This is a genomic window from Streptomyces sp. DT2A-34 (assembly GCF_030499515.1).
Taxonomy (GTDB): Bacteria; Actinomycetota; Actinomycetes; order Streptomycetales; family Streptomycetaceae; genus Streptomyces.
The window spans coordinates 2,894,482-2,914,006 of record NZ_JASTWJ010000001.1 but is presented as its reverse complement, the minus strand read 5'-3'; the positions used below and the strand labels follow the sequence as shown (position 1 = coordinate 2,914,006).

Below are 19,525 nucleotides of genomic sequence, written 5' to 3'. Positions count from 1 at the left end.
CCCCGCTTCGGCCCTGAACGGGCCTCGTCCTCAAACGCCGGAGGGGCTGAAAGATCCAGCCCCTCCGGCGTTTGAGGAGGCGAAAACTAGGCCGGGCGCAGCCACACCGTCGCCAGCGGTGGCAACGTCAGCCGGATGCTCGCCGCGCGGCCGTGCCACGGCTGGGCTTCCGGCTTGAGCGGGTCGGGGTTGACGACGTCGCTGCCGCCGTACTTCGCCGCGTCGGTGTTCAGCGACTCGTGCCAGGCCGGGACGTCGTCCGGGACCCCGAGGCGGTAGTCGTGCCGGACGACCGGCGACAGGTTCGACACCGCCAGCAGCGGAGCGCCCTCGGCGTCGTAGCGCAGGAACGCGAACACGTTGTCGTCGGCCGCGTCCCCGACCACCCACTGGAAGCCGGACGGGTCGGTGTCCCGCTGCCAGAGGGCCGGGGTGTGGCGGTAGACCGTGTTCAGGTCGCGGACCAGGTCCCGCACCCCGCGATGGTCGGGCTCCGCCCCGTACGCCGGGTCCAGCAGCCACCAGTCCGGGCCGTGCGCCTCCGACCACTCCGCGCCCTGGGCGAACTCCTGTCCCATGAAGATCAGTTGCTTGCCGGGATGCGCCCACATGAAGCCCAGATACGCGCGGTGGTTGGCGCGCTGCTGCCACCAGTCGCCCGGCATCTTCGACACCAGCGACCGCTTGCCGTGCACCACCTCGTCGTGGGAGATGGGCAGGACGTAGTTCTCGCTGTAGGCGTACACCATCGAGAACGTCATCTCGTTGTGGTGGTACTTGCGGTGGATCGGCTCCTTGGCCATGTACTCCAGCGAGTCGTGCATCCAGCCCATGTTCCACTTCAGCCCGAAGCCCAGGCCTCCGAAGCCGCCCGGCCCCGCCACATGCGTCGGGCGGGTCACGCCGTCCCAGGCCGTGGACTCCTCCGCGATCGTCACGACCCCCGGCACCCGCCGGTACAGGGTCGCGTTCATCTCCTGGAGGAACGCCACCGCGTCCAGGTTCTCCCGGCCCCCGTGCTCGTTCGGCACCCACTGGCCCGGCTCGCGTGAGTAGTCCAGGTAGAGCATGGAGGCGACGGCGTCCACCCGGAGCCCGTCGATGTGGAACTCCTCGCACCAGTACGTGGCGTTGGCGACCAGGAAGTTGCGCACCTCGGTACGTCCGTAGTCGAACTCCAGCGTGCCCCAGTCGGGGTGCGCGGAGCGCAGGGGGTCCTCGTGCTCGTAGAGCGGACGCCCGTCGAACTCGGCCAGCGCCCAGTCGTCGCGCGGGAAGTGCGCCGGCACCCAGTCCATCAGCACGCCGATCCCGGCCTGGTGCAGGGCGTCGACCAGGAACTTGAAGTCGTCCGGCGTGCCGAGGCGGGCCGTGGGCGCGTAGAGGCCGGTGACCTGGTAGCCCCAGGAGCCGCCGAAGGGGTGCTCGGCGACCGGCATGAGCTCGACGTGCGTGAAGCCCAGGTCCTTGACGTAGGCGGGGAGCTGCTCGGCGAGCTGACGATACGTCAGTCCTGGGCGCCAGGACGCCAGATGGACCTCGTACACCGAGAACGGCGCCTCATGCGTCGGGATCTGCCCGCGCCGCGCCAGCCACTCCGCGTCACCCCACTCGTGCTGCGAGGCGTGCACGATGGACGACGTGTCGGGCGGGGCCTGCGTACGGCGGGCCAGCGGGTCGGCGCGCAGTGTCTTCGAGCCGTCGGGCCGGGTGATCTCGAACTTGTACAGCTCGCCCTCGCCGATGCCGGGCACGAACAGCTCCCAGACGCCGGAGCCGCCGAGCGAGCGCATCGGGTACCCCGTGCCGTCCCAGAAGTTGAAGGTGCCGGCCAGGGACACGCCGCGTGCGTTCGGCGCCCACACCGTGAACCGGGTGCCGGTCACGCCCTGGTGCGTCATCGGCTCGGCGCCGAGCGCCCGCCACAGCTCCTCGTGCCGTCCCTCGCCGATCAGATGCAGGTCGAGTTCGCCCAGCGCGGGCAGGAAGCCGTACGCGTCCTCGGTCTCCTGAACCGACCCCTCGTACGCCACGAGGAGCCGGTAGTCCTCCGGTACGTCCCGCAGCGGCAGCAGTCCCGAGAAGAACCCCTCCCCGTCGTCGTGCAGCTCGGCCCGCAGGCTGCCCGCGACGACGGTGACCGACAGGGCGTACGGCCGGAAGGCCCGGAAGGCGACACCGCCGGGCACGGGATGCACGCCGAGGACGGAGTGCGGGTCGTGGTGGGTGCCGGTGAGGAGGCGGTCGTGGTCGGCGGCATCGAGGGCGGGGGAGACGGCGACGTCCACGGGCGCCGACGGCTCGACGGGAGCGGCCTTCTGAGCGGGGATCTTCTTGGGTGCCGCCGCCTTCTGCGCGGGGATCTTCTTGGCGGCGGCCTTCTTCGGGGCCGTGCTCTTCGACGCGGCCGTGCTCTTCGGCGTCGTCGTGCTCTTCGCGGTGGTGGTCTTCGCGGCCGCCTTCTTGGCCACGGCCTTCTTCGCGACGGCCTTCTTGGCGGCAGCCTTCTTCGCGGGGGCCTTCTTCGCAGCTGTCTTCTTCGCGGCCGTCTTCTCCGCGGCGGTCTTCTTCGCCGCGTCGGCCTTCGGCGTCGCCTTTTTCGCTGTCCCCTTCTTCATGGCCTCCGCGGCCTTCTCGGCGGCCTTCACCGTCTTCGTCGTCGCCTTCTTCGCGACGTTCGTCTGCTCAGCCGGCTGTTCGGCCGTCTTCTTCGGATCCGAACCGGTGGAGGGAGTGGTGCGGGGGGTCACGGGCGGGGCCTCCTAGGCGAAGGTGGGGATGGGGGCGTGGAGGGGGACGGGGCTGCGGAGTCCGCGGCGAGGCGGCGTATCGCGGACAGCGGTACGGGGAGCCAGTCGGGGCGGTGGCGGGCCTCGTAGACGACCTCGTAGATCGCCTTGTCGGTCTCGTACGCGCGCAGCAGCACCGGATCGGTCCGCGGATCGGCGCCGCTGACCTGCGCGTACCCGGAGCAGTACGCGGCCCGGCAGGCGTCGGCCCAGCCCGGTACCGGAGGGTCGGCCGAGTGGGCGGCGTAGTCGAAGGAGCGCAGCATCCCCGCGACGTCCCGCACCGGCGGCTGCGGCATCCGCCGTTCGGCCAGCGGCTTCGACGGCTCGCCCTCGAAGTCGATCAGCCACCACTGCCCCGCGGGCGAGCGCAGGCACTGCCCGAGGTGCAGGTCGCCGTGGATGCGCTGGGCGGTCCAGGTGCAGCCCTCGGCGGCCAGGTCGGCCAGCGCCGCGAAGGCGGAACGCAGACCGGGCGCGTACGGCCGCAGCGCGGGCACCGCCTGGGCGGCCTCGTCCAGCCGCTCGACCATGCCGTCGACCAGCTGCTGCACCTGCGCGCGCCCCAGGGTCACGGTCGGCAGCGTGCGGGCCAGCGCCATGTGTACCTCGGCCGTGGCGCGCCCGAGTGCCCGTGCCGCGGCGGCGAAGTCCTCGCCCTTGGCCAGTTCGCGCAGCGCCAGCTCCCAGCCGTCCGCCGCGCCCTGCACGAAGGGCTGGAGCACGCCGAGGACGTATGAGTCGCCGGACAGTTCCGCCCGGATCCACGCCGTCGGCGCGGGCACCCGGTCGCAGCTCTCGCGGGCCAGCGCCAGCGGCAGCTCCAGGTCGGGATTGACGCCGGGCACGATGCGGCGCAACAGCTTCAGGATGAACGTATCGCCGTATACGACGGACGAGTTCGACTGCTCGGAGGTGACCAGGCGCGGCACCAGGCCGGACCGGATCTCCTGGCTTTCGTCCCGCTCGAAACGCAGTCCGCCGATCCGGGCCCCGGTGCGCAGCGCCTCCAGGAGCAGCTCGGTGGGGCGGGTGTCGTACAGGGCGTCGTACACCGTACGTCCGGCGAGCGGGCCCTCGGCCACGTGTCCGATCAGCGCGGGCGCGAGCCGCGGCGGCAACGCCTCGCGCTCTCCTATGAGGAGCTGGTAGCAGTCCGCGGGCTGCTCGGGGGCGCCCGTCAGGGGCGCGAGCGGCTGATGGGCGCGCACCAGCAGGTGGTACAGGCCCAGCTTGCCGCCGGGCGGCAGCAGCTCGGTGGCCGCCACCAGCGAGAACCCGGTGACCGGACGCCCCTTGCCGGCGAACCATCGCTGCCGTGGCAGCCACTCCCGCAGGAGTGGGTCCAGCGACGCGAGGAGGCTGGGAGGGGTGGTAAGGGTGCGGGTGACGGCTTTCGACATGGCGTCACGTCCTTTCCCCGGGCCGGTCGGGGTGTTACTGATGCGTGCCCCGGGCGGGGCGGGAGAAACCGCCCCGCCGGGCTGTCAGGCGGCGTCCTTGCGGAGCCGGAACCAGTAGAAGCCGTGGCCCCCGAGGGTCAGCAAGTACGGCAGCTCACCGATGGCCGGGAAGCGCACCCCGCCGAACAGCTCCACCGGGTGGCGTCCGCTGAACTCGCGCAGGTCGAGCTCGGTGGGCTGTGCGAACCGCGAGAAGTTGTTCACGCAGAGGACGAGATCGTCCTCGTATTCGCGCAGGAAGGCGATCACGGCCGGATTCGACGACTGGAGTTCGGTGTAGGAGCCGAGTCCGAAGGCCGTGTTCTGCTTGCGGATCTCGATCATGCGGCGGGTCCAGTGCAGCAGCGAGGACGGGGAGGCCATGGAGGCCTCGACGTTCGTCACCTGGTAGCCGTAGACCGGGTCCATGATCGTGGGCAGGAACAGCCGCCCCGGGTCGCTCGACGAGAAGCCCGCGTTGCGGTCCGGGGTCCACTGCATCGGCGTGCGGACGGCGTCGCGGTCGCCGAGCCAGATGTTGTCGCCCATGCCGATCTCGTCGCCGTAGTACAGGATCGGCGAGCCGGGCAGCGACAGCAGCAGGGCGGTGAACAGCTCGATCTGGTTGCGGTCGTTGTCGAGCAGGGGGGCCAGTCGGCGCCGGATGCCGATGTTGGCGCGCATCCGCGGGTCCTTGGCGTACTCCGCGTACATGTAGTCGCGCTCTTCGTCGGTGACCATTTCCAGGGTCAGCTCGTCGTGGTTGCGCAGGAAGATGCCCCACTGGCAGCCGGAGGGGATGGCGGGGGTCTTGGCGAGGATTTCCGAGACGGGGTAGCGGGATTCCCGCCGTACGGCCATGAAGATGCGCGGCATGACGGGGAAGTGGAAGGCCATGTGGCATTCGTCGCCACCGCTGGCGTAGTCGCCGAAATAGTCGACGACGTCTTCAGGCCATTGGTTCGCTTCCGCCAGCAGCACCGTGTCGGGGTAGTGGGCGTCGATCTCCTTCCGTACCCGCCTGAGGAACTCATGCGTCGCGGGAAGGTTCTCGCAGTTCGTGCCTTCCTCCGCGTACAGATAGGGCACGGCATCGAGCCGGAATCCGTCGATTCCCAGGTCCAGCCAGAACTTCAGCGCGGAGAGGATCTCCTCCTGCACGGCCGGGTTCTCGTAGTTGAGGTCCGGCTGGTGGGAGAAGAAGCGGTGGAAGAAGTACTGCTTGCGGACCGGGTCGAAGGTCCAGTTGGAGGCCTCGGTGTCGACGAAGATGATGCGGGCGTCGGCGTACTGCTTGTCGTCGTCGGCCCACATGTAGTAGTCGCCATAGGGGCCGTCGGGGTCCTTCCTCGACTCCTGGAACCACGGGTGCTGGTCGCTGGTGTGGTTCATGACGAAGTCGATGATGACCCGCATGCCCCGCTGGTGGGCGGAGTCCACGAAGTCCACGAAATCGGCGAGGTCACCGAACTCGGGCAGCACGGAGGTGTAGTCGGAGACGTCGTAGCCGCCGTCCCTGAGCGGTGATTTGAAGAAGGGCGGCAGCCACAGGCAGTCGACGCCGAGCCATTGCAGGTAGTCGAGTTTGGCGGTCAGTCCTTTGAGGTCGCCGACGCCGTCGCCGTTGCTGTCCTGGAAGGAGCGGACCAGGACCTCGTAGAAGACGGCGCGCTTGAACCAATCCGGGTCACGATCCTTGGCAGGCGTGTCCTCGAAGGTGTCCTGAACGGGCTCGTTGACGATCATTTTGTGGGTGACCCTCCGATCTGCGGGGTGGACGGTCGCAGGACGGTGAGGATGTGCGCGGGACGAGTGCCCGGTTCGAGACGCACGTAGTTCGCCCTGCCCCAGTGATAGGTCTCGCCGGTGAGCTCGTCGCGCACCGGCACCGACTCGTGCCAGTCCAGGCCGAGTTGCGGCATGTCCAACGAGACCGTGGCCTCCTGGGTGTGGTGAGGATCGAGGTTGGCGACCACCAGAACCGTGTTCGAACCGCTGCGCTTCGAGTACGCGATCACCGCTTCCTGGTCCGCGTGATGGAAGTGGAGGTCGCGCAATTGCCGCAGGGCCGGATTGGCCCGCCGGATGGCGTTGAGCTGGGTGATCAGGGGGGTGATGGTGCGGCCTTCGCGTTCGGCGGTTTCCCAGTCGCGGGGGCGGAGCTGGTACTTCTCCGAGTGGAGGTATTCCTCGCTGCCGTCGCGCAGGGGGGTGTTCTCGCACAGTTCGTAGCCGCTGTAGATGCCCCAGGTGGGGGAGAGGGTGGCGGCCAGGACGGCGCGGACCTCGAAGGCGGGGCGTGCGCCGTGCTGGAGGTAGGCGTGGAGGATGTCGGGGGTGTTGGCGAAGAAGTTCGGCCGCATGTAGGCGGCTGCTTCGCCGGTCAGTTCGGTGAGGTACTCGGTGAGTTCCTGCTTGGTGTTGCGCCAGGTGAAGTAGGTGTAGGACTGCTGGAAGCCGATCTGGGCCAGGGTGTGCATCATCGCCGGGCGGGTGAACGCCTCGGCCAGGAAGATCACGTCCGGGTCGGTGCGGTTGATGTCGGCGATGACCTTCTGCCAGAACACGACCGGTTTGGTGTGGGGGTTGTCCACGCGGAAGATCCGCACCCCGTGGGCCATCCAGTGCCGCAGCACGCGCAGGGTCTCGGCGATCAGGCCGTCCATGTCCGCGTCGAAGGCGAGGGGGTAGATGTCCTGGTACTTCTTCGGCGGGTTCTCCGCGTAGGCGATCGTGCCGTCCGGGCGGTGGTGGAACCACTCGGGGTGCTTGTGTACCCAGGGGTGGTCGGGGGAGCACTGCAGGGCGAAGTCCAGGGCGATCTCCAGGCCCAGCTCACCGGCCTGGGCCACGAAGTGGTCGAAGTCCTCGATGGTGCCCAGGTCGGGGTGGACGGCGTCGTGGCCGCCCTCGGGCGAGCCGATCGCCCAGGGCACGCCGACGTCGTCGGGGCCGGCGGAGAGGGTGTTGTCGGGGCCCTTGCGGAAGGTGGTGCCGATCGGGTGGACGGGCGGGAGGTAGACGACGTCGAAGCCCATCGCGGCGATCGCCGGGAGCCGGCGCGCGGCGGTGCGGAAGGTGCCGTGGGGCTGCTGCGGGGTGCCTTCGGAGCGGGGGAAGAACTCGTACCAGGAGCCGTACAGGGCCCGTTCCCGTTCCACCAGCAGCGGCAGCGGATCCGACGCGGTGACCAGATCCCGCAGCGGGTACCGCCCCAACACCGCATCCACCTCGGGCGTCAACGCCGCCGCCAACCGCCAGGCGGCCGGGCGGCTCTCGTCCCGCAGGGCCTCGACGGCCGCGAGGATCACCGGCTGTCCCTCGGCCTCGGGCACGTCGGCGGCCGCACGCTCGTACAGCCGCGCGCCCTCCTCCAGGACCAGGTCGGTGTCCATGCCGGCCGGAATCTTGATCTGGGCGTGGTGCCGCCAGGTCGTGACCGGATCGCCCCAGGCCTCGACCCGGTAGGTCCAGTGGCCGGGCTCGCCGGCGGTGACGGTGGCGCCCCAGCGGTCGGTGCCCGGGGCCAGTTCACGCATCGGCGTCCACGGGCCCGGACGGCCGTCCGGGTCGGTCAGCACGACATTGGCGGCCACGGCGTCATGGCCCTCGCGGAACACGGTGGCCGAGATCTCGAAGGTCTCGCCGGTCACCGCCTTCGCGGGCCTGCGCCCGTGCTGGACGATCGGCCGGACATCGAGGACTGGTATGCGCCCCACGCCGCCGGCCGTGTCGCTCGCGGAGGGTCGCTCCGGAGCCGGCGGTCCGGGGTCGGCGGTGACGGCGCGGGGCTCGGGGGGTGCGTCGGTGCTGGACGTCGGGGGTGAGGACGACTGGTGGTGCATGGCGGGCATGACCGCTCCTGTCCGCGTCAACTTGGGTGGGCGGATGGCTGTGGGGAGGTGGGTCCTGCGTGGGGCGCGCCCGGGGGCGCAAAGCTGCGGTGTACCGGAGGAGCCTTCCCACCCTATTCGGGTACGCAATCCGGCACTTTGTTAACTACTCACGCGTATGTCTACACACAAGACCGGCCCCGTTCCTCGGGGAACGGGGCCGGTGTTCGCGGTTGGCCGACAACAGACGCTACGAGCCCGGCACTTGCAGGAGTTTGTTCGGTGAACCGAGCCCCCTGCCGGAGACCTTGCCGGACACCGCCTGCGCCACCAACGCCTTGGACACCTGTGCGGGCCCGGCCTTCGGGTGGTCGGCCAGATAGAGCGCGGCCACGCCCGCCGCGTGCGGCGAGGCCATCGACGTACCGGAGAAGGTCGCCTTGCCGGTGTCGCTCGCGTACGACGCGGAGGTGATCGAGACGCCCGGGGCGAACAGGTCCAGTACCGAGCCGAAGTTGGAGAAGTCGGCCCGCGCGTCCTTCTTGTCGGTGGCGCCCACGGTGACGGCCTCCCGCACCGCCGCGGGGGAGTACAGGCCGGCCGGCAGCCCGTCGTTGCCCGCCGCGACCGTGTAGGTGACGCCGGACGCGATGGAGTTGCGTACGGCGGCGTCGAGCTGCGTGTTGCGGTAGCCGCCGAGGCTGACGTTGGCGACCGCGGGCTTCTTCGCGTGCTTGGTCACCCAGTCGATGCCCGCGATGACCTGGGCCGTGGTGCCACCGCCGTCATTGTCGAGCACGCGTACGGCGACGACCTTGGCCTTCTTGGCGACCCCGTACTGCTTGCCCGCGACGGTGCCGGCGACATGGGTGCCGTGGCCGTTGCCGTCGCTCGCGGTCCGGTCGTTGCCGACGAAGTCCCAGCCGTAGCTCGCCCGGCCGCCGAAGTCCTTGTGCGAGATGCGAATGCCGGTGTCGATCACGTACACGGTCACTCCGGCGCCCGCGGACTCGGGCCAGGTGTAGCTCTTGTCCAGCGGCAGGTTGCGCTGGTCGATGCGGTCGAGCCCCCAGGACGGCGGGTTCTTCTGGGTGTGGGCCGGCGTGACGCGGGTGTCCTGGACGACCGACGCGACGCGGGAGTCGGCTGCGAGCCGCTTGGCTTGTCTCTCGTTGGCCTGGACGGCATAGCCGTTGAGGACCGTGTCGTAGGTGTGGCTTATTTTCGCCCCGTACTTCTCGGCGAGGCTCTTTCCGGCCGCCGAGGGAGCCTTCGTTCCCCCCTTGAGTGTCACCAGGTAACTGCCGCTGACGGAGCCGGGGTCCCCGGCGCCGAGTATCTGCCCCTCCGGTGCGGCGTGCGCGGGCATGGTGGTGGCCGAAAGCGCGGCGACACAGGTCACCGCGGTCAGGCCACCGGCCCAGCGCAGACGCCGTATGCGCGTCCGTGCCATGGTGTGAGTCCCCTCCTCAACTCGGCGCAGGGCGGCCCTCGTTCGCCGGGTGCACCCGACCTGGACCGGTACGCCACCGTCAGCCTCTCGTGACGTGAGAAGTCGCCACAAGGACGCCTACGGGGGCGGAATCGGCCATACCGGCTAGGGGGGATGCGTAAAGGTTGCGGCGCTTTTCGGACGGACGTGCTCTTTCACCCCCGCTTGACAGCCGTGACCGGCCACCGACAGCCACAAAAAGGCACGGTGGTTACGAAGCCCCGCATACCGATACCGTCGGGGGCGATGACGGGACGCACACCGCCGTGCGTCCCCTGCCACGCGCTGCCCGAGGTGGAACCGTGAAGGCGATCCGTCGATTCACCGTCCGTCCAGTCCTCCCCGAAGCCCTCCGGCCGCTGAGCGATCTGGCCCGCAATCTGCGCTGGTCCTGGCATGCCGAGACCCGCGATCTCTTCCAGTCCGTGGACCCCGAGTGCTGGGCCGCCTCGGGCAACGACCCCGTACGGCTGCTGGGCAGCGTGTCGCCCGGGCGGCTCGCGGAGCTGGCCCAGGACCACGACTTCCTGCGCCGGCTGACCGCGGTCGCCGCTGACCTCGACGACTACGTCACGGGCGAGCGCTGGTACCAGGGCGAGTCCGCCGAACTCCCCGCCGCCGTCGCCTACTTCTCGCCCGAGTTCGGCATCACGGCCGCCCTGCCCCAGTACTCCGGCGGCCTCGGCATCCTCGCCGGCGACCACCTCAAGGCGGCCAGCGACCTCGGCGTACCCCTCATCGGGGTCGGGCTGCTGTACCGGCACGGCTACTTCCGGCAGACCCTGTCCCGGGACGGCTGGCAGCAGGAGCACTATCCGGTCCTGGACCCCAACGAGCTGCCGGTGGCCCTCCTGAAGGAGCCCGACGGCACCCCCGCCCAGGTCTCCCTCGCCCTGCCCGGCAGCAGGCAGCTGCACGCCCGCGTCTGGCTCGCCCAGGTCGGCCGCGTCCCCCTGCTGATGCTCGACTCGGACGTCGAGGAGAACGACCTCGGCGAACGCGGCGTGACCGACCGCCTGTACGGCGGCGGCAGCGAGCACCGTCTGCTGCAGGAGATGCTGCTGGGCATAGGGGGAGTACGGGCGGTCCGGACGTACTGCCGCCTGACCGGCCACCCCGAACCCGAGGTCTTCCACACCAACGAGGGCCACGCCGGCTTCCTGGGCCTGGAGCGCATCGCCGAACTCTGCGACGACGACGGCCTGGACTTCGACGCGGCCCTGGAGGCGGTCCGCGCCGGCACGGTCTTCACCACCCACACCCCCGTCCCGGCCGGCATCGACCGCTTCGACCGCGAGCTGGTCGCCCACCACTTCGGTCCCGACGCCGAACTCCCGAGCATCGATGTCGAGCGCATCCTCCAGCTCGGCATGGAGACCTACCCCGGCGGCGAACCCAACCTCTTCAACATGGCCGTGATGGGCCTGCGCCTGGGCCAGCGGGCGAACGGCGTCTCCCTGCTCCACGGCAACGTCAGCCGCGAGATGTTCTCGGGACTGTGGCCGGGATTCGACCCCGACGAGGTCCCCATCACCTCGGTCACCAACGGCGTCCACGCCCCGACCTGGGTCGCGCCCGAGGTCTTCCGCCTCGGCGCCCGCCAGATCGGCGGCCGGCGCACCGAGGACGCGATGACCGTCGGCGGCTCGGACCGCTGGGACGCGGTCGCGGAGATCCCGGACCAGGACATCTGGGAGCTGCGCCGCAACCTGCGCGCGCAGCTGGTGACGGAGGTACGGTCCCGCCTGCGCACCTCCTGGCGGCAACGCGGCGCGGGAACGGCCGAGTTGGGCTGGATCGACGGCGTCCTGGACCCCGACGTCCTGACGATCGGATTCGCGCGCCGGGTCCCGTCGTACAAACGCCTCACGCTGATGCTGCGCGACCGCGACCGCCTGATGGACCTTCTCCTGCACCCGGAGCGGCCGATCCAGATCGTGGTGGCGGGCAAGGCGCACCCGGCGGACGACGGCGGAAAGCGCCTGATCCAGGAACTGGTGAGGTTCGCGGACGATCCGCGGGTGCGGCATCGGATCGTCTTCCTCCCGGACTACGGCATGGCGATGGCGCAGAAGCTGTACCCGGGCTGCGACATCTGGCTGAACAACCCGCTGAGGCCGTTGGAGGCCTGTGGGACCAGCGGGATGAAGGCGGCGCTCAACGGGTGTCTGAACCTGTCAGTGCTGGACGGCTGGTGGGACGAGTGGTTCCAGCCGGACTTCGGCTGGGCCGTCCCCACCGCGGACGGCACCGGCACGGACCCGGACCACCGCGACGCCATAGAGGCGGCGGCGCTGTACGACCTGCTGGAACAACGCGTCACGCCCCGCTTCTACGAGCGCGGCCGGGGCGGCCTGCCGGACCGCTGGATCGAGATGGTCCGCCAGACCCTGACGCTGCTCGGCCCGAAGGTCCTGGCGGGCAGGATGGTCCGCGAATACGTCGAGCGCCTCTACACCCCGGCCGCCCACGCCCACCGCGCGATGACACCGGACACGGCGCGCGAGCTGGCGGGCTGGAAGGCGCGGGTCCGCTCCGCCTGGCACGGCGTCACGGTCGACCACGTGGAGACGTCCGCCTTGACCCCCACCGCGGAACTCGGCTCGACGCTCGGTCTCCGGGTGCGGGTGGGCCTGGGCGACCTCGGGCCGGACGACGTCGAGGTCCAGGCGGTTTCGGGGCGGGTGGACTCCGAGGACCGCATCGCGGACGCGTCGACGGTGCCGCTGAAGTCGGCGGGGAGTCCGGACGCGGAGGGGCGGTGGGTGTACGAGGGGCCGCTGTCGCTGGACCGGACGGGGCCGTACGGCTATACGGTCCGGGTCCTTCCGGCTCATCGGTTGCTGGCGTCCGGCGCGGAGTTGGGGTTGGTGGCGGTGCCTTCGGAGGATGTGGGGGAGGGGGCGGGGGTTTTGTTGCGGTGACGGCTCATAAAGGCTGGTGACGCTCTCGAGGGCTGAGGTGTTCCTCAGCCCTCTTCGAGCTCTCGCTCGCACAGCTGCCGCAGCACATTGCCGCACCGCCGCGCATAAGCATGCTGCAACCCCCGCGTGGCCGGTCCCCCCGCCCGCGCGTACCACTTCGCCCCGCGGCTGAACGCGTTCACCGTCAGCCACACCGTGCCGTCCCCCGTGCGGTCCACGATGAACGACTCCTCGCCGCACTCCGGATGACCGGAAAGCGTCCCGTACGCCCACCCCACCCGGCGGTACTCCTCCACCGTCCACACCACCCGGCACGGTGCCTTGATCATGCCGGCGAGGGTGACCGTGACGTCGGCGTCGGGGGCCGCGCGGTCGGCCGAGGCGTCGATGCCGACGCCCATCGCGCGGTGCATCCGCCAGGTCATGACGGCGTCGGCGGCTCTGCGGAAGACGTCCTCGCCCTCGCCTATGCGGGTGCGGACGTGCAGGGGGTGGAAGCCGGGCGGGCAGAAGCCGGGCTCCCGGGTCGCGCCGACGTCGTCGTACGTGAAGGACATGGGTCCCAAGAGTAAGGCGGCACCCGGGGATGCCTTCGTCCCGGGTGCCGCCCCACTCAGTCTTCCCGACAGTCCTGCTTCAAAGGCCGGTGCTCAGCTGACGTTGACCGCCGACCAGGCCGACGCCACCGCGTTGTACTCCGTGCTGCCGGAGCCGTACAGGGCGGACGCCGCGCTCAGGGTCGCCGTGCGGGCGGCCTTGTAGTTCGTGGTCGACGTCATGTATTCCGTCAGCGCCTTGTACCAGATCTGAGCCGCCTTGGCGCGGCCGATCCCCGTGACCGTCGAGCCGTTGGACGTCGGGGAGTCGTAGCTCACCCCGTTGATCGTCTTCGAGCCGCTGCCCTCCGAGAGGAGGTAGAAGAAGTGGTTCGCGGGGCCCGAGGAGTAGTGGACGTCCAGGCCGCCCAGCGAGGACGACCAGTAGTCGGCCGAGTTGCCGTCCTTGCTCGGCTTGTCCATGTAGCGCAGCGGGGTGCCGTCGCCGTTGATGTCGATCTTCTCGCCGATGAGGTAGTCACCGACGTCGGACGAGTTCGCCGCGTAGAACTCCACCGCTGTGCCGAAGATGTCCGAGGTCGCCTCGTTGAGGCCGCCCGACTCTCCCGAGTAGTTCAGGCCCGCCGTGTTCGACGTGACGCCGTGGGTCATCTCGTGGCCGGCCACGTCGAGGGACGTCAGGGGCTTCGTGTTGCCCTCGCCGTCGCCGTACGTCATGCAGAAGCAGCTGTCGGACCAGAAGGCGTTGACGTACGCGTTGCCGTAGTGGACGCGGGAGTACGCCGCCACGCCGTTGTTCTTGATGCCGTTGCGGCCGAAGGCGTTCTTGTAGTAGTCCCAGGTCGTCTGGGCGCCGTAGGCGGCGTCGACGGCGGCCGTCTGGTCGCTGGAGGAGCTGGAGGCGGCGCCGGTGCCCCACGTGTCGTCCGCGTCGGTGAACAGCGTGCCCGCGGAGGAGCTGGTGCTGCGGGCCTTGTTGTACGTCTTGTGGCCGCCGCGCCCGCCGTCGGTGAGGTTGTACGTCGAGCCCGACAGGGTCGTGCCGAGGGTGACCGTGCCCGAGTAGAGGCTCTTGCCGGTGCCGGTCTCGATGCCCTGGTACTCGTACAGCTTCTTGCCGGTGGCGGCATCGGTGATGACGTGCAGCTCGTTCGGGGTGCCGTCCTCCTGGAGGCCGCCGACGACCGTCTCGTAGGCGAGGGTCGGCTTGCCGTTCGCCGCCCAGATCACCTTGCGGGGCGCGCTGTCCGCCTCGGTCTTCTCCGAGCCGGCCGCCTTGGCCAGCTTCACGGCCTGGCCCTCGGCCTTGGCCGCGGTGATCGCCGGCTTGAGCGAGGCGACCTTGAGGGTGGCCTTCGTCGCCTTGGTGACGCCCAAGGCCCCGCCGGACGCCGACTCGTGGACGACCAGGTCTCCACCGAGGACGGGCAGGCCGGCGTAGGTGCGCTCGTAGCGGGTGTGGACCGTGCCGTCGGCGTCCTTGACGACGTCCTTGACGACCAGTCTCTCCTGGGCACCGAGGCCTATCGCGTCGGCGGTCTCGGCCGCCTCGGCCTGCTGGTCCTTGATGAGGGCGGTGCGTGCCGCGGGGGCCAGCGCGACCGGGACGGCGAGCGGGGTCGCCTTGGTGCCGGCGTCCACGGGAGCGGCGGCCGAAGTGCCGGTGGTCAGACCGGTGGTGAGGAGGGCTCCGGCCGCCACGGCGGTGGCGACGGCCAGAGTCGTGCGCTTGTGACGCGCGTAGAGGGGGGTCACACGAGCTCCTTTTGTGGGGGAAGTGCAGGGGGTGCTTGTGCGGCGGGTGCACGAAGAGTGACACCTGGGGCGCGTACATGTCAGGAGGGTGTGGTGATGTTGGCCGAAAGTTGACTGTCCGGTAAATGTTTCGGACATGTGAACGGGCGCCGCCCCGACGGGAGTTGAACCCACCGGGACGGCGCCCTGTCCTGGGCAGACCGCGAACGGGCCTACGGGAAGGTGAGCTTCCAGCTGTTGATGTGACCGGTGTCGACGGCCGCGTTGTCCTGGACGCGCAACTTCCAGACGCCGTTGGCGACTTCGGAGGACGCGTTCACCGTGTACGTGGTGTTGAGGTTGTCCGTGCTGCCGCCCGTGCCGTACCCCTTCAGCGTGTACGCCGAGCCGTCGGGGGCGACCAGGTCCACCTTGAGGTCACCGATGTAGGTGTGGACGATGTCCACGGCGACCTGGAGGTTGGACGGCGCGTTGCCGGTCCGGCCGGAGACGGTGATCGAGGACGTCACGGCCGATCCGTTGTCCGGAATCGATACGTCGGTTCCGCTCTCGAAGGACGTGCCGCCTCCGCCGCCCCCGCCGTCGGAGCGCGAGCCCACGTTGACGCCCGCCCAGGCGTCCTGCACCGCCTTGTACTCGGCGCTCGTGGTGCCGTACAGCTCACCGGCCGCCGCGAGGGTGCCGGTGCGGGCGCCCGAGTAGTTCGTCGTGGAGGTGAACTTGGTGGTCAGCGCGCGGAACCAGATCTTCTCCGCCTTGTCCCGGCCGATGCCGGTGACCGGAAGGCCGTCCGAGGTGGGCGAGTTGTAGGTGACACCGTTGATCGTCTTGGTGCCGCTGCCCTCGCTCAGCAGGTAGAAGAAGTGGTTGGCGGGGCCCGACGAGTAGTGCACGTCGATCGAGCCGATGCCCGAGTACCAGGCGTCCTTGGACGAGCCGTCCTGGCTCGGCTTGTCCATGTAGCGCAGCGGGGTGCCGTCGCCGTTGATGTTGATCTCCTCGCCGATGAGGTAGTCACCGACGTCGGAGGAGTTGTTGGCGTAGAACTCGACCGTCGAGCCGAAGATGTCGGACGTGGCCTCGTTCAGACCGCCGGACTCGCCGCTGTAGTTGAGGCCGGCCGTGTTGGAGGTGAGCCCGTGGGTCATCTCGTGCGCGGCCACGTCGATCGACGTCAGCGGGTTGGCGTTGCCCGAGCCGTCGCCGTACGTCATGCAGAAGCAGCTGTCGGACCAGAACGCGTTGACGTAGTTGTTGCCGTAGTGGACCCGGGAGTAGGCGCCCACGCCGTCGCCGCGGATGCCGCTGCGCCCGTGCACGTTCTTGTAGTAGTCCCAGGTCAGCGCGGCACCGTAGTGCGCGTCGGCGGCCGCGGACTCCAGGTTGGACGGGCTGCCGTTGCCCCAGACGTCGTCGGCGCCCGAGAAGAGGGTGCCGGTCCCGGAGGTGCCGCGGTTCAGGTTGTACGTCTTGTGGTTGCCGCGAGCGCCGTCGGTGAGGTTGTACGTCGAACCCGACTGCGTGGTGGTCAGGTTGACCGTCCCGCTGTACACCGTGTTGCCGGTGCCGGTCTCGATCGCCTCCCACTCGTACAGCTTCTCGCCGGTGGTGGCGTCGGTGATGACGTGCAGTTCCTGCGGGGTGCCGTCGTGCTGGAAGCCGCCGACGACCGTCTCGTACGCCACGGTCGGCTTGCCGTTCGCGGCCCAGATCACCTTGCGCGGCGCCCGGTTGACGTCGGGGCTCTTGGCGTCCTCCGCCTTCGCCGCGGCCAGCGCCTGCTTCTCCGCCTTGGCCGTGGGCACGGTGGCCTTGGTGGTGGCCGGCTTGATGGCGGCGCGGGTGGCCTTGACGACGGCCTCGGTCGCACCGGACTTCGCGGTCTCGACGACCAGGTCGCCGCCGAGGACGGGCAGGCCGTCGTACGTCCGCTCGTAGCGGGTGTGGACCGTGCCGTTGCCGTCCTTGACGACGTCACGGACGACCAGCTTCTCCTTGGCGCCGAGGCCCAGGTCCTTCGCGGTGTCCGCCTTGGTGGCGTTGGCCTCGCGTATCAGCGCGGCGCGCTGGGCGGGGGAGAGCTTGACGGACTCCGCGCCCGGTATGACCTTGCCCGCGGCCGACGGTGCCTTCTCCGGAGCTGCGGTGGCGGCGCCCGACTGGACGGCCGCGGCGATCAGGGCGGAAACGCCGACGAGGGCGACGGCGGCGGCCCGGCGGTGCGTGGTGTGACGACGCGTCGTGTGGGAGGTGCGTCTGTGGGAGGAACTGTCTCTCAACACTGACTCCTTCTGCGCGGCCGCGGGTCACGCGGCCAGGGGAGACCGGCCGGCGGGTGGGCCGTCCGGGCAGAGCGAGGTGCGAGGTGGTACGCAGAACGACGTGCGCGTGCGGAATACGACGTGCGCGTGCGGGAGTTCAGCCGCGAGCGCCACCGTGTGACGGTGCTGTGGGGTTGCTGTGTCGCGGCCGTGGGAAGAGTGCCAGCTGATTGCGGTTTCTGTCAGGACCGCGTCAGGAAGTTGGCCGGAAATCGTTCGTTGTCCGGGAGTTCATGTTCGGTATACGGACCGGAACGGTAGGGGCCCATCCACCCGAGTCGGATGGATGGGCCCACATGTCCCCGCCGCAGCGCCTACTGCTCGGCGCCCAGCACGTCGAAGCGGTCGAGATCCCGCAGCCACGCATGCGCCGTACCGTCGGACGGGGCGCGCCAGTCGCCGCGCGGGGAGAGCGAACCGCCCGCCGAGACCTTCGGCCCGTTCGGCATGGCCGAGCGCTTGAACTGTGCGAACGCGAAGAAGCGACGGCAGAAGACCTCCAGCCAGCGCCGGATCTCGGCCAGGTCGTACGCCACCCGCTTGGCCTCGGGGAAGCCCGGCGGCCAGGCACCGGCCTCCGGGTCGTGCCAGGCGTGCCAGGCCAGGAAGGCGATCTTCGACGGCCGGAAGCCGTACCGCAGCACATGGAAGAGCGTGAAGTCGTGCAGCGCGTACGGGCCGATCTTCGACTCCGTGGACTGCATCTCCTCGCCCGGCACCAGCTCCGGGCTGATCTCCGTGTCGAGGATCGCGGCCAGCGTCCTGCCGGTCTCCTCGTCGAACTGGCCGCTGCCGATGACCCAGCGGATCAGATGCTGGATCAGCGTCTTCGGCACACCGGAGTTGACGTTGTAGTGGCTCATCTGGTCGCCCACGCCGTACGTGGACCAGCCGAGCGCCAGCTCCGACAGGTCGCCGGTGCCGAGCACGATGCCGCCGCGCTGGTTGGCGAGCCGGAACAGGTAGTCGGTGCGCAGCCCGGCCTGCACGTTCTCGAAGGTGACGTCGTACACCGGCTCGCCGGACGCGAACGGGTGGCCCATCTCCTTGAGCATCAGCCGTGCGGTCGGCGTGATGTCCAGCTCGGCCGCGGTGACGCCGAGGGAGTTCATCAGCTTGTGGGCGTTGTCCTTGGTGTGGTCGCTGGTGGCGAAGCCGGGCAGGGTGAAGGCCAGGATGTCGCTGCGCGGGCGCCCGGCGCGGTCCATCGCCCGGGCGGCGACGATCAGCGCGTGCGTGGAGTCCAGGCCGCCGGACACCCCGATGACGACCTTCGGGCCGCCGATCGAGGCCAGCCGCTGCTGGAGGCCCGCGACCTGGATGTTGTACGCCTCGTAGCAGTCCAGGGCGAGCCGCTCGGCGTCCGCGGGCACGAACGGGAAGCGCTCGACCCGGCGCTTCAGCCCCAGGTCCGCCGCCGGCGGGTCGAGCCGGAACCGCACCCGCCTGAAGTCCCCGGTCCGCGCGGCGTGGGCGCGGCGGTTGTCGTCGAACGTGCCCATCCGGTGCCGCTCCTGCCGCAGCAGGTCGAGGTCGACGTCGGCCACCGCGTACTGGTCGTCGAGCGGGAAGCGGTCCGACTCGGCCAGCAGCACGCCGTTCTCGTAGATCATGGTCTGCCCGTCCCAGGACAGGTCCGTGGTCGACTCGCCCAGACCCGCCGCCGAGTAGACGTACGCCGCCAGGCAGCGCGAGGACGCCGCCCGGCACAGCAGCCGCCGGTCCTCGGCCCGGCCCACCGTGATCGGGCTGCCCGAGAGGTTGGCGAGCACGGTCGCACCGGCCAGCGCCGCCTCCGCGCTCGGGGGCACCGGCACCCACATGTCCTCGCAGATCTCCGCGTGCAGCACCAGCCCCGGGACGTCCTCCGCCTCGAAGAGCAGGTCCACGCCGAACGGCACCTCCTCGCCGCCGACGCGGATCGTCCCGCCGCGCTCGTCCTCGCCGGACGCGATCTGGCGCCGCTCGTAGAACTCCCGGTAGTTCGGCGGGTACGACTTCGGCGCGACGCCGAGGATCCGGCCGCGGTGCACGATCACCGCGCAGTTGTAGATCCGGTGGCGGTGACGCAGCGGGGCGCCCACGATCAGCACGGGCAGCAGCTCCGCCGATCCGGCGACCACGGCCCGGAGCGCCTGCTCCACCTCGTCGAGCACCGCGTCCTGGAGCAGCAGGTCCTCGATCGAGTAGCCGGTCAGGCCCAGCTCGGGGAAGACGGCGACGGCGACCCCCTCCCGCGCGCACCGGCGCGCTTGCCGCAGCACCGCCTCGGCGTTGGCCTGCGGGTCGGCGATGACGGTGTGGCCGGTGCACGCGGCGACCCGCGCGAAGCCGTGCTCGTAGATCGACCAGAAGTTCAACGGACTTCCCCAGGAGAAGCGGACAGTGCTGGTACCGAGCATAGATCGCCTG

At 70.1% G+C, this 19,525-nt stretch carries 10 protein-coding genes; 1 reads left to right on the top strand and 9 read right to left on the bottom strand.

What is annotated here, in order from left to right:
• Positions 1-86: 86 nt before the first annotated feature.
• The 5 genes from glgB to QQM39_RS12505 all read right to left on the bottom strand — a co-directional run bounded on the left by glgB (position 87) and on the right by QQM39_RS12505 (position 9,517).
• Positions 87-2,750, bottom strand: coding sequence for a 1,4-alpha-glucan branching enzyme (glgB, locus tag QQM39_RS12525; protein WP_301996771.1), 2,664 nt, complete (start codon positions 2,748-2,750; stop codon positions 87-89).
• Positions 2,747-4,192, bottom strand: coding sequence for a maltokinase (locus QQM39_RS12520; RefSeq protein ID WP_301996770.1), 1,446 nt, complete (start codon positions 4,190-4,192; stop codon positions 2,747-2,749). The genes glgB and QQM39_RS12520 overlap by 4 nt, the downstream gene beginning before the upstream one ends.
• Positions 4,193-4,276: 84 nt before the next feature.
• On the bottom strand, positions 4,277-5,977 hold the full coding sequence (treS, locus tag QQM39_RS12515) for a maltose alpha-D-glucosyltransferase (protein ID WP_301996769.1): 1,701 nt from the start codon (positions 5,975-5,977) through the stop codon (positions 4,277-4,279).
• On the bottom strand, positions 5,974-8,085 hold the full coding sequence (locus QQM39_RS12510) for an alpha-1,4-glucan--maltose-1-phosphate maltosyltransferase (protein ID WP_301996767.1): 2,112 nt from the start codon (positions 8,083-8,085) through the stop codon (positions 5,974-5,976). Before QQM39_RS12510 ends, treS begins: the two co-directional genes overlap by 4 nt.
• Positions 8,086-8,314: 229 nt before the next feature.
• The gene (locus QQM39_RS12505; protein ID WP_301996766.1) at positions 8,315-9,517 is read right to left on the bottom strand and encodes a S8 family peptidase; all 1,203 of its coding nucleotides are present in this window, start codon (positions 9,515-9,517) and stop codon (positions 8,315-8,317) included.
• Positions 9,518-9,858: 341 nt separating this feature from the next.
• On the opposite strand from QQM39_RS12505, the gene QQM39_RS12500 reads away from it, so the two are divergent.
• Complete coding sequence (locus QQM39_RS12500) at positions 9,859-12,480, top strand: glycosyltransferase family 1 protein (protein ID WP_301996765.1); 2,622 nt, start codon at positions 9,859-9,861, stop codon at positions 12,478-12,480.
• Between the two features lie 44 nt (positions 12,481-12,524).
• Here QQM39_RS12500 and QQM39_RS12495 read toward each other — a convergent pair whose 3' ends face one another.
• From QQM39_RS12495 to QQM39_RS12480, 4 genes are all read right to left on the bottom strand, one after another.
• Entirely contained in the window at positions 12,525-13,037 is a 513-nt protein-coding gene (locus tag QQM39_RS12495) for a DUF1990 domain-containing protein (RefSeq protein ID WP_301996764.1), read from the bottom strand.
• Between the two features lie 93 nt (positions 13,038-13,130).
• Entirely contained in the window at positions 13,131-14,792 is a 1,662-nt protein-coding gene (locus QQM39_RS12490; RefSeq protein ID WP_301996763.1) for a M4 family metallopeptidase, read from the bottom strand.
• A 212-nt stretch (positions 14,793-15,004) separates the two neighbouring features.
• On the bottom strand, positions 15,005-17,071 hold the full coding sequence (locus QQM39_RS12485; protein WP_301996762.1) for a M4 family metallopeptidase: 2,067 nt from the start codon (positions 17,069-17,071) through the stop codon (positions 15,005-15,007).
• 356 nt (positions 17,072-17,427) lie between these two features.
• Entirely contained in the window at positions 17,428-19,473 is a 2,046-nt protein-coding gene (locus QQM39_RS12480; protein ID WP_301996761.1) for an NAD(+) synthase, read from the bottom strand.
• Between the last annotated feature and the right edge of the window lie 52 nt (positions 19,474-19,525).